Raw genomic sequence first — 10,924 nt, 5'->3', positions numbered from 1 at the left:
GCGCTCAAGGACGTGCGCCTGGCCCTGCAGGCCGCCGACGGCGACCGCTTCGCCGCCCTTGGGTGCCTGGCCGACCAATGGCAGCAGGCCGCCGATGCCGGGCTCGGCGACCAGGACCTCACCGTCGTCACACACGCGCTCGAGCGGCAGGGAGGACCGCCGTGACGTGACCCTGATCGGCGCCACGATGCTGGGCGAGCAGGCGGGTCCGACGCAGCTGGTCCGAGACGTCGCCCTCGCCGAGGAAGCCGGCTTGGACTTCGCGGTCAGCAGCGACCCCTGCGTCCCGTGGCTGGCTGTGCAGGGCCACGCTCCGGACGCGTGGGGCGTGCTCGGCGCGGCTGCCCAGGCGACCGACCAGCTTCCGCTGCTGACGGCTGCTGACCTATGTCACCTGCCCGATCGGTCGCGGTCACCCCGCCGTCGTGGCGCAGAAGGCCGCGACCATGCAGCTGCTGTCCGACGGGCGGTTCACCCTGGGGCTCGGCGCGGGCGAGCACCTGAACGAGCCCATCGTCGGCGGAGGGTGGCCCCTTGCCGGCCTGCGCACCAGCTGCTCGCGGGAGGCGGTGGCGCTCCTCCGGGCCCTGTGGGCGGGCGCCACGGTGACCTCTCGGGGCGAGCAGTTCGACGTGGAGTCCGCGACGGTCTGGGACCTGCCCGACACCGCCCCGCCGGTCGGGATCGCGGTCTCGGGGCCGGGAAGCTGCCGCCTGGCGGGACGGCACGCCGACGCCATGATCGCCACCGAGCCCCGCGCCGAGCTCGGCCGGATGTTCGACCACGCGGGAGGCTCCGGGAAGCCGCGCATCGGCCAGATCGCCTTGTCGGACGACCCGAGCGGCAGACCGCGGTCAAGCGGGCGATGGAGCAGTTCCGCTGGTTCACCGGCGGCTGGGGCGTCAACGCCGAGCTCCCGGTCCCGGCGTCGTTTGAGGTGGCGTCCAGGACGGTGCGCGAGCAGGACGTGGCCGCGCAGATGCCGTGCGGTCCCGACGTCGGGCGGCACGTCGCCGGGATCCGCCAGTTCGAGGCGGCAGGGTTCACCCACGTCGCGTTGGTCCAAGTCGGCGCAGACACCCAACAGACACCTAACAGACACCCAAGAACCATGCATCACCTGGGCGGCAACGCACCTGCTGCCCACCCTCCGAACGTCCTGACCGGGCTCACGAATCATGTGTTCCGACCGTCACTCCCATCAGCAGCCCGCGACGCGCTGCTGGTGCTGCTTGCCGGCGCGGCCGCACGGTTCCACCCACTGTGCTGCCCTGATGACGCTGGCGGGGGGATAGCCGGGCTCGGCAGCGTTCGAAACCACACGGCCCTGTCACGCGGTTGCCAGTGCGGCCGCCCGGTCTGCCGCCCGGAGAACAGGCATCCACCGAGGAACGTGCCTTCCAGTGAGCGGTAGCCGTAGTGGGGGAGGCATGGCGGATCGCTGTGGGTTCTGCGCCGGCGCCGGCGGTCCGCTCACTCGGGTCGAGGGCCTGTTCACCGTGCAGATGTGCCTGGCCTGCCTGGCTCGACGATCACATGGGCGGGGGCCATACCCGGACCTGTCCGATGCTGAGATGCGGGCCGGCTTGGACTTGTTGCCGACCTGGGTGCTACAGCAAGAAGGCGGCTGCCTTCTCTGCACCAACCACCGCCTCGTCGCCGAGATGGGCGAGCGGCTCGCCCGCAGCGAGCCGGTAGCGCGGATGTACCAAGCAGTCGGGCTCGCCTGGCTTGAACGCCAAGCACGATCGCCGAGGAGATCATCGTCGCCCGTCAGACCGAACAGGCTCGCCGGCCCTAGCGGTCGTCGCGGCAGCCGCAGCGAGACGCAGGCCATGCCCGTCGACCTGGCAATCGTGGCACAAATCGGAAGAGTGGCGGACCGTTGCGCTAAAGGGGACCAGAGGGCCGATCTCGAAAAACCTGCGGCGCGCCGTCGCAAGAAGCCATCCACCAGCCATTCTCTCACCGAGCCTGTCCGTTGCCGACCTCCACACGCTGTCTGGCGGGGCCTGGGCCCGGCCGGCGTCCGCGTGGTTGTGAGGTGGGGTGGTCGATGAAGCGGGCGGCGCGCTGTTGGATGTGCCGCTGGTGGCGTTGCTGCTTGGTTGGCCGCGGCCGGCGGGGGTGGGCCTGGACGGCGTAGAAGCGGCGCTTGGCGATCTCGACGAGCAGCAGGTAGGTGGCGATCATCCCAAGCAGGATCAGGAAGAAGCTGACGGGCAGGGTGGCGAAGCCGAGGAAGCCGGCGAGCGGGGTGAACGGCAGGACCGCGCCGATGAGCGCGCACATGACGGGTGCGACGAGCATCGGCACGCTCGGGCGGCTGTGGAAGAACGGGACCCGCCGGGTGCGGATGACGAACACCACCAGGGTCTGGGTGGCGAGGGACTCGACGAACCAGCCGCTGCGGAACTCGCTGTGGCTGGCGTGCAGGACCCGCAGCATCACGAAGAAGGTCAGGAAGTCGAAGATCGAGCTGACGGGGCCGAACACGATCATGAACCGTCGCACGAAGCCGATGTCCCAGGCGGCAGGTCGGGCGAGCGTCTCGGGGTCGACCCGGTCGGTGGGGATGGCGAGCTGGCCGGTGTCGTAGAGCAGGTTGTTGAGCAGGATCTGGGAGGGCAGCATCGGCAGGAACGACAGGAACAGCGAGGCCCCGGCAGCGCTGAACATGTTGCCGAAGTTCGATGAGGTCGCCATCAGCACGTACTTGAGGGTGTTGGCGAAGATCCGCCGGCCCTCCATCACGCCGTCGGCGAGCACGCCGAGGTCCTTGTCCAGCAGCACGATGTCGGCGGCGTCCTTGGCGACGTCGGTGGCCGACTCGACCGAGATGCCGACGTCGGCGGTGTGGAGGGCGACCGCGTCGTTGACGCCGTCGCCAAGGAAGGCGACGTCGACGCCGGTGCGGCGGGCGACCCTGATGATCCTGGACTTCTGATCGGGGCTGACCCGGGCGAACACGGTGGTGTGCGGGATCGCGGCGGCGAGGTCGTCGTCGTCGAGTCGGTCCAGCTCGGCGCCGGTGTGGACCTGCTCGACGTCCAAGCCGATGTCGCGGCAGACCGTGCTCGCGACGGTGCCGTTGTCGCCGGTGATGACCTTGACGGCCACGCCGAGACCGCCCAGCTTGGCGATCGACCGGCCGGCGTCGGCTTTGGGGCGGTCGATGAAGGTGAGGAAGCCGGCCAGGTGCAGACCGTGCTCGTCGGCCGGGTCCGGCGTGGCCAGCCCGGGCGCGTCGCGGGTGGCGACGGCGACGACGCGGGTGCCGTCGGCGAACAGCCGCGCCACGGTCGCCTGCGCGTCGGCTGGGACCTCGGCGCAGCGGGCGAGGACGGCCTCGGGTGCGCCCTTGGTGACCAGCAGCGTCGTGGCGGCGGGGGTGCGGACGGCCACTGAGGCGAGCTGGCGGTCGTGGTCGAACGGGGCGAACCCCAGGCGCTGGTAGGCGCGGGGTCCGCCAGCCGCATCGGCGGCCAGGGGCTGGGCGGCGGGCGCGGACCACAGCGCCTGGTCGAGCGCGTTGCCGCCGACCGGGCCTTGGGCGGTGATCGTCGCCTCGTTGCAGACCAGGCCGAGCAGCAGCGGCCACCTCGCCGGCTGGCCGGCCGGGTCGAGGGCCTGGTCGAAGGTGATCGCTCCCTCGGTGAGGGTGCCGGTCTTGTCGGTGAACAGGACCTCGATGTTGCCGAGGTCCTCGATGGTGACCAGCCGCTTGACCAGCACCCGGCGGCGGGCCAGCTGGCGCGACCCGGTCGACAGGCTGACGCTGACGATCGCCGGGAGTAGCTGCGGGGTGATACCGATCGCGATCGCCAGGGAGAACAGCAGCGCGTCCAGCAGCGGACGGGAAAGGGCGACGTTGATGACGAAGATCGAGGTCGTCAGCACCGCGGCGATCTCCACCAGCAGCTTGGAGAAGCCACGCAACCCGGCCTGGAACGCGGTCTCGGCCTGGCGCTCGCTGAGCCCGACGGCGATCTTGCCGAACGCGGTGGAGGAGCCGGTGGCCACCACCACCCCGCGCCCGGCGCCCTGGTGGACCACGGTGCCCATGAACGCGCATGCGGGCAGGTCGACCGTGGAGTCGCCCGCCGCGACCGCTGCCGCCGACTTGACCGCCGGCATGGGCTCGCCGGTGAGGACGGCCTCGTCGCACTCCAGTTGGTTGGCCTCAAGCAGCCGCAGGTCGGCGGGGACCACGTCGCCCACCCGCAGGGCCACCACATCGCCGGGCACCAGGTCGCGCACGTCCAGGCGCTGCTGGCTGCCGTCGCGCCAGACCAGGGCCTGGTGGCGGATGTTGGCGTGCAGCGCGGCGACCGCCAGCTCGGAGCGGTACTCGTTGATGAAGCCCAGCCCCACGCTCAAGACGACGATCGCGGCGATGATGGCCCCATCGGTGGGGTCGCCGGTGGCGGCGGAGACGCCTGCCGCGGCAAACAACAGGATGAGCAGCGGGTTGCGGAGCTGGCGGCCCAGGACCCCAAGGGCGGTCACCTTGTGGGTGGCCAGCACGTTGCGGCCGACGGTGGCTAGCCGGCTGGCGGCCTGGTCGTAGGTGAGGCCGGTCTGGGTGCTCCCCAGCTCCTGGAGCACCGCGCTCACCGGGTGACGGGCAGCGGCCGCAAGGTCGAGCGGCGGCCGCTGTGACCACGCAGGCGGTGCAGGCGGGGCGACCTCGCTCACGGCTTGCTCCCCGTCACGCGGCGGCCCCAGCGATCGTCAGGCCAGGCAGGCCAGCCTCGTAGGCCTGGGACAGCTCGATCTCGTCCTCCTTGGTCAGCAGCGGATGCCGCCCAACCTCATCCAGGTATAGCCGGAAGGCGGGATCTTGGCCAGGAGCGACGTTCCGCACCCTCGCCGCCATGCGCGGGAAGTCCGTCCCCGCCAACGTCGACGCCCCGTCGAGGTCGTCACCAAGGAGAGCGTCGCGCGCGCAGGCCAACTTCCCACGGCCGGTGGAGCCCTTCGACGACCCGCTGGCCCCGCTGCTGAAGGGCTGAGCCCGGGCCCGCCAGCGGGCCAGTCAAGGGGGCCGCTGGCTCGGGGAGCAGGGTGGATGCGTTCGTGCTCGCTTGGTCGGTCTGCTTGTCTCGGCGGGGCAGGTGGGCAGACGGCGCCCGGCGGCAAGCTGCCGGCGTCGTGGCGGGTGCGTGATCATCGCCACCAGGGGGATTGGGCGGCGGCGGCCACCGCGGCGAGGGATTGGGCCAGCTGGCCGCCGAGGCGGGCGATCTCCCCACTCCAGAACCAGGCGGTGGCCAGGGCGATGGCGGTTGGACCGAGCGGGGAGCCCGGCGCGCCCCGCCATGCTCGCAGGCACCCGACGACGGCGTCGCGGGTGTCGACGGCGGCCTGGACGCGCGGGGCAGGCGGAGCGCGGCGTTCCTGGAGCTGCCGGGCGAATCCGGTGAAGACCCCCACCGCCGCCGCCGCGTCCCGGCGGACCCGCTCGGCGCACTGCTGGCACCCGTCGGTGCGGTAGCCGAGCAGGCCCATCAACTCCATCGCGTCCGCGGCGAACAGGACGTCGTTTCCGGCGGCGGCGACCCGTGCCCATGTCACCGCTGGCAGCGTTTTTGACCCCCGCTCGGTGAGGAACGCCTCGAACGCCGCTGCGGCCCGGTCCACCTCGGTCCCAGCCGCGCGCCGGCTGCCGTCGACCTGGCGCTGGTTGCCGTCGCCCAGCAGGTAGCCGAACGCGGCGTCAAGGCAGGCGGCGTCGGCGCGGTACAGGGCGGCGAGCGCGGAGCGGAGCTGGCCCCTGGCGCCTCGCGGCCACAGCAGCACCGCGACCACCAGGCTCACCCCGACCCCGAGGGCAATGTCCTCCAGCCGGACCAGCCCGAGCCGCCAGCCTTGCGGCTGGATGAGGTCGAACAGCACGACCACGAACAGCGTGAACGCCGCCTGGCCGACCAGGAACGAGACGGCGGTCGGCACGTAGGCGGCAAGGAACGCGACGATCGGCAGCGTGACCCACAACCCCGCGGCGGTGGTGCCGATGGCGAGCGTGAGGCCGGCCGCGATCACGAACCCGACGACCGTGCCGAGGATGGCAAGCAGGGCCGTCCTGCCCGTGCCCAGCGCGTTGGAGCGCAGCACCGACAGGGTCCCTAGCACCACCCAGAAGCTGTGCTCCACGCGGGTGATCCTGGTGAGCAGGACCGCCAGCCCAAGCGCCAGCGCGGCCCGCAGGCTGTTGCGGAACCAGACGCTGGTCGGACGCAGGTGGATCCGGAACGTGGCGGCCACGCGACCAAGCCAGGGCCCGGCGCCGGCGCGAGGCGCGGGCCAGTGCGGCAGCGGCGATGGCGGGTCGTGACCGTCTGGCTCGCTGTGACGGTGGCGATCGTCGTGTTCGTCGTCTCCTACGGCACCTGGGACTGGCTGGGGCCCGGCGTCGGGTCCGGCAGCGCTCAGGGCCCCGAGCCGATCGCCCGCCCCGCCGGGGAGCCGCTCGAGGTCCAGGTGATCGCGCAGCAGTGGCAGTTCACCTTCCGCTGGCCCTCCTACGGAGGCATCAAGACGCAGCAGCTGGTGATCCCCGTCGGCCGGTACATCGAGTTCCATGTGACGTCCCTGGATGTGATCCACTCGTTTTGGGCGGTGGGGCTGGGGGTCAAGGCGGACGCCGTCCCGGGCGCGGACAACGTCGTGTACGCCCGCCCCGAACGCACCGGGCCGTTCCACCTCCGGTGCGCCGAGCTTTGCGGCCTCTGGCATGGACAGATGTACCAGCTGACCCCGAGGGTCGCGACGCAGGCGGAGTTCGAATCCTGGATCGCGCGGCAGCAGCGGCAGTACGCCGACATCGTGCGGTACCTACCGCCGTACTCCCACGTCTACGACCCCGCGCCGCAGTACCGCGCCGGCTGATCGAGGAGAGGAGGAGGGTGGACACTGCCGTTCCCACCACGACCGAGCCGCGCGCCGGTTGGAGGTCGCTGTTGGGCCACGGTGTGGTGACCGGACTGGTGTTCGCGGCGGTTGGATTCGCGGTCGGCGCCTGGCTCGGACGCGTCATCGCCCGCGACTGGGCCGGGGTGAGCGGGACCGACCAGAACGATCCGGCCCTGGTCCTCGGATATGCCTTCGCGGTGGTGGGGTGGCTGGGAGGTCTGGGGTTCTTCCGCTACCCGTCCTACCGGCTGCGCGGCGAGGAGCCGAGCGCCTACGCGGAGGAGCGGTCAGGCGAGGGGGTCCGCGTCGGCCGCCGTGGTCGGCGGTTTCGGGAACTTCCTGGTCCCACTGATGATCGGGGCGAGGCGCACAGCGTTCCCCCGGATCCAGGCGCTGGCGTTCTGGCTCATCCCCTTCGCGGCGCTGATCTTGCTCTCGTCCATCATCGTGGGCGGGTTCCCGTCCGGCTGGACCGGGTACGCCACGCCGTTCGACCTGCAGCGCGTCGCGCGGGTCATCTGTTCCATCCACGAGAAGGCGCAGTGAACCTCTCTGCGATCGCGCGGACCGAGCCGTTCCGGATGCGAGCTCTCGACTTCGTGGCGTTCACGAAGCCCCAGATCATGTCTCTGCTCCTCCTCACCCCGGCCGCGGGCGCGTTCGCCGCGACGGGCGGGTCCCTCCTGCTGCAACCCTTGCGGCCATTCTCGCTGGCGGCGCGTTCCTCCGGGCCCAGGCCAAGGGTGTGCTGGCGGTGGACACCTTCACCGTGGACACGGTGTTGCTGAAGCGGCTGTACGTGCTGGTTGTGATCGAGGTGGCCTGTGGGGTGCGCAAAGGGCATTCATGCAGCTCGCCGGTATTCGTGGAGCAGACCGCCGAGCAGATCGCGTCGACAAACCCTTGCGCGGCTGATCCTCGCCGACAACCGCCAGCCCAGTAGGTCGGTCCAGTGCCGCAAGCCCGAGCGCCCGATGCGGACGATGCCGGTTGTAGTGTTCGACATAGACCCGTAGGACCTGCTCCAAGTGGCCTCGTCCTACGATCAGGAGCCAGTCCAGGCACTCGGCGCGGACTGTCCGGACCCATCGTTCCGCGTACGCGTTCGCCCTGGGCGCCTGCACCGGCGTCACCAGTACCTCGCCACCTTCCGAGCACAACACGTCGTCGAAGCTGCGGCAGAACTTCGCGTCCCGGGTCACGGAACAGGATGCGTACCCGTCGCCCTCGCTCCTCCAGCACCAGCAGCAGGTTGCGGGCCTGCTGGGTAACCCAGCGGCTGTCCGGGTTGGCCGCCTCGACCTGGGCCCAGCACGCCCGCGTGGTCGAGCAACTCCAGCAGCGCTTCCGGGAGGCAGCCGAGCTGCCAGCCGATGCGGCCGGCGACCTGCCGGCGTTCACGGCGTTTCCTAACAACGTGCGCGGATAGGCGCGGAGGATGCGGGACCTGCTGGTTGGCGCCGAGGTCGTCGCCGGCGCACATCCGGCCCAGCCGAGGGAGGAGCCGCCGTTACTGACCAGTGTGTGTCTGGTCATCCACTCGTCAGCGTCACCGATCACCCACTCCACCAGGTTGGCGGTGTCCTGCGTGCGTCGTTGCTGGCCGCCGACCAACCCCAAAGCCGCACCCGACCTCCGAGCGGCTCTGGCAGCACGCGACCGTTACTCGGTACCGGGCCTGCCACCGCCTGCACCTCCTGCCGCTAGCGGGTAGGCCAGGAGTCCCGCTGGCCGGAACCCAGCTTGGGGGCTTGCCGTGATGACACGAGACCGCTGGCGCGGCATCGTCGTCGTCAAGGTCAACTCGTCAGAGTGCCCACCAGGACATGGTGGGGACGACAGGGACGGGGCCTGGCCTCCGGCGTCTCCCGCGCCTTCCTGGTGGCGGCCGGGGCCATGCCGCTCGCCCTGGTCATCACGATCGTGGCGATCGGGGTGCGGCGCGCCGAGCTCACCGGCATCATCAACCGAACAGGAATCCAAACAGACCGATAGCAAGCACTCACTGGCCACATGGAAGGAAACATGAAACTCACGATCATCGCAGCGACCGGGGGAGTCGGCCGGGAACTTCTTGAGCAGGCCGTCGCCGCGGGTCACGACGTCACCGCAGTGGTACGCAATCCAGGCAAGCTCTCCCGGGAGGTGCGCGCCGTCACCACCGACCTGACCGCGCCTGATCCGGCGGCGCTGGAGTCCGCGGTCGCCGGATCAGATGCCGTGCTCTCCGGCCTTGGCCCGCACTCGAATTCCGACGCGGGCGTCGCCTCGCGGGGCACGCGCGCCATCGTCGCGGCAATGCGCGCCACGGGCGTCCGGCGCATCGTCGTGGTCAGCGCCGCGCCGGTCTCCACCGTGGCGTCGCCCGGCCGCCCCAACCCGCCGAAACACGACCCTGGTGATGGATTCTTCATGCGGCACCTGTTCAGCCAGCTCGCAAGCGCCAGGTTCGGCAAGGTGTATGCCGATCTCGCGCTGATGGAGGACATCCTTGCCGGCAGCGGCCTGGACTGGACCGTCGTGCGGCCGCCACAGCTGACCGACAAGCCACCGACCGGCACCTACCGGACGGCGTACGGGCAGAACATCCGGGGCGGCTGGTCCGTTCCCCGCGCTGACGTCGCCCACCTCATGCTCCGCGTGCTCGGTCAGCCGGAGACGATCCACCAAATCATCGGAATCGCCAGTTAGGACGTGAGCGGATAGGCGGCTACTTCGGTGACCAGCGGTCGCGCCAGACGATGAGCTTGCCGACGATCAAGATGACGGCGGTGCCGGGTGCCCACGGCCGCGGATGAAAACGCGGGCGTCCGTAGCCGGCCGTATCGAAGTCCGCGGGCAGCCGGGCGGCGACTCGCGGATGAGATGACCAGACCGCCCGGCCGCGTCAGTTCCGGGCGTCAACTGAGAGGATGACGATGAGCCAGATCGAGCTGTCCGCCGGGACGATCGAATACGAGGACACCGGCGGCGACGGTCCGACGCTTGTGCTGCTGCACGGGCTCCTGATGGATGCCTCCCTCTGGGACGACGTGATCGCCGACCTCTCCGGCGATCACAGATGCGTGGTGCCGACGCTACCGCTGGGGGCGCACCGCCACGCGATGCGCGCCGACGCGGACCTGTCGCTGCGCGGGATCGCGCGGCTCGTCGCTGAGCTCCTCGACCGCCTCCACCTGCGCGACGTCACCGTCGTCGGCAACGACACCGGCGGGGCGCTCGTTCAGCTGATGATCTGCGACGACACCGCTCGCGTCAGCCGGATCGTTCTCGCCTCCTGCGACGCGTTCGACAACTTCCCGCCGGGCCTGACCGGGAAGACGCTGGTGCTGACCGGCAAGCTGCCGCCCGCATTGTTCGGCCTGTTCATGCAGCAGATGCGCCTGCGTCCGCTCCGGCGACTCCCGATCGCATTCGGATGGCTGACGAAGCGAGGGGACACCGCCACTGCCCCCTGGATGAAACCGGTCCTGCAGCAGCGCGACATCCGTCACGACACCGTCCGAGTCCTGCGCGCGGCCGCGGCGGACAAGCACCTCATGCTCGACGCCGCGAAATGCCTGCCGAGCTTTGATCGCCCCGCCCTCATCGTCTGGGCGAGCCAAGACCGCGTCATGCCGCTCGAGCACGGACGGCGCCTCGCCGAAGTCCTCCCACAAGGACGGCTGGTCGAGGTAGCGGACAGCTACACGCTCATTCCTCTGGATCAGCCAATCGGGCTCGCTCGAATCGTCCGCGATTTCACCCGCGAGTCGGACAGTTCTCCGCACTGAACGACGGCCGAGATCGGCCTTGCTGCAGTCGGTCCTCCCCGGTTCCGGCTCGGTCCGCTCTCATCAAGACAGCGGACCCTCGCGTCCTACAACTGTCCGGTGTCCCCGAACGAGCGCAACGTCCGGTTCGCGTAGCCCGAAACGCGCTCACCACCGCTGGCGGTTGCGTCCAAAAGTGCCGGGAGCTGACGCGACTCGCTTCGGTCGCGTGAGAACGCCGATATCGACGGAGATCC

At 70.5% G+C, this 10,924-nt stretch carries 8 protein-coding genes and 3 pseudogenes; 8 read left to right on the top strand and 3 right to left on the bottom strand.

Annotation, left to right across the window (positions count from 1 at the left end; translation table 11 throughout):
- The first annotated feature begins 166 nt into the window (after positions 1-166).
- Positions 167-1,163, top strand: a pseudogene (locus VG276_26385) (TIGR03557 family F420-dependent LLM class oxidoreductase).
- Positions 1,164-1,965: 802 nt separating this feature from the next.
- Here the strand turns inward: VG276_26385 and mgtA are convergent.
- Both mgtA and VG276_26375 read right to left on the bottom strand, forming a co-directional pair.
- Complete coding sequence (gene mgtA, locus VG276_26380; GenBank protein ID HEV8652818.1) at positions 1,966-4,698, bottom strand: magnesium-translocating P-type ATPase; 2,733 nt, start codon at positions 4,696-4,698, stop codon at positions 1,966-1,968.
- 471 nt (positions 4,699-5,169) lie between these two features.
- A complete protein-coding gene (locus VG276_26375; protein ID HEV8652817.1) occupies positions 5,170-6,267 on the bottom strand; it encodes an FUSC family protein in 1,098 nt (365 codons plus the stop codon).
- Between the two features lie 66 nt (positions 6,268-6,333).
- On the opposite strand from VG276_26375, the gene VG276_26370 reads away from it, so the two are divergent.
- The 3 genes and pseudogenes from VG276_26370 (at position 6,334) to VG276_26360 (ending at position 7,738) form a co-directional block, all read left to right on the top strand.
- Positions 6,334-6,891: a cytochrome c oxidase subunit II gene (locus VG276_26370; GenBank protein ID HEV8652816.1), complete on the top strand. Its 558-nt coding sequence runs from the start codon at positions 6,334-6,336 to the stop codon at positions 6,889-6,891.
- A 210-nt stretch (positions 6,892-7,101) separates the two neighbouring features.
- Positions 7,102-7,461 carry a cbb3-type cytochrome c oxidase subunit I gene (locus VG276_26365; GenBank protein ID HEV8652815.1) on the top strand — a complete coding sequence of 120 codons (360 nt, stop codon included), beginning with the start codon at positions 7,102-7,104 and terminating at the stop codon, positions 7,459-7,461.
- Between the two features lie 175 nt (positions 7,462-7,636).
- Positions 7,637-7,738: pseudogene (locus VG276_26360) on the top strand (transposase).
- A 199-nt stretch (positions 7,739-7,937) separates the two neighbouring features.
- Here the strand turns inward: VG276_26360 and VG276_26355 are convergent.
- Positions 7,938-8,039, bottom strand: a pseudogene (locus tag VG276_26355) (integrase).
- A 128-nt stretch (positions 8,040-8,167) separates the two neighbouring features.
- Between VG276_26355 and VG276_26350 the strand changes: the two are divergent.
- The 4 genes from VG276_26350 (at position 8,168) to VG276_26335 (ending at position 10,688) form a co-directional block, all read left to right on the top strand.
- A complete protein-coding gene (locus tag VG276_26350) occupies positions 8,168-8,344 on the top strand; it encodes a hypothetical protein (protein HEV8652814.1) in 177 nt (58 codons plus the stop codon).
- A gap of 383 nt (positions 8,345-8,727) precedes the next feature.
- Positions 8,728-8,910: a hypothetical protein gene (locus VG276_26345; GenBank protein ID HEV8652813.1), complete on the top strand. Its 183-nt coding sequence runs from the start codon at positions 8,728-8,730 to the stop codon at positions 8,908-8,910.
- Between the two features lie 30 nt (positions 8,911-8,940).
- Positions 8,941-9,606 (top strand): SDR family oxidoreductase, encoded by a 666-nt coding sequence (locus VG276_26340; protein ID HEV8652812.1) that lies wholly within the window; start codon positions 8,941-8,943, stop codon positions 9,604-9,606.
- Positions 9,607-9,833: 227 nt separating this feature from the next.
- A complete protein-coding gene (locus VG276_26335; GenBank protein HEV8652811.1) occupies positions 9,834-10,688 on the top strand; it encodes an alpha/beta hydrolase in 855 nt (284 codons plus the stop codon).
- Positions 10,689-10,924 lie beyond the last annotated feature (236 nt).

This window comes from Actinomycetes bacterium (genome assembly GCA_036000965.1).
GTDB lineage: Bacteria > Actinomycetota > CALGFH01 > CALGFH01 > CALGFH01 > DASYUT01.
Note: the sequence above shows the minus strand (reverse complement) of the source record. Positions and strands in the feature narration are given on the sequence as shown.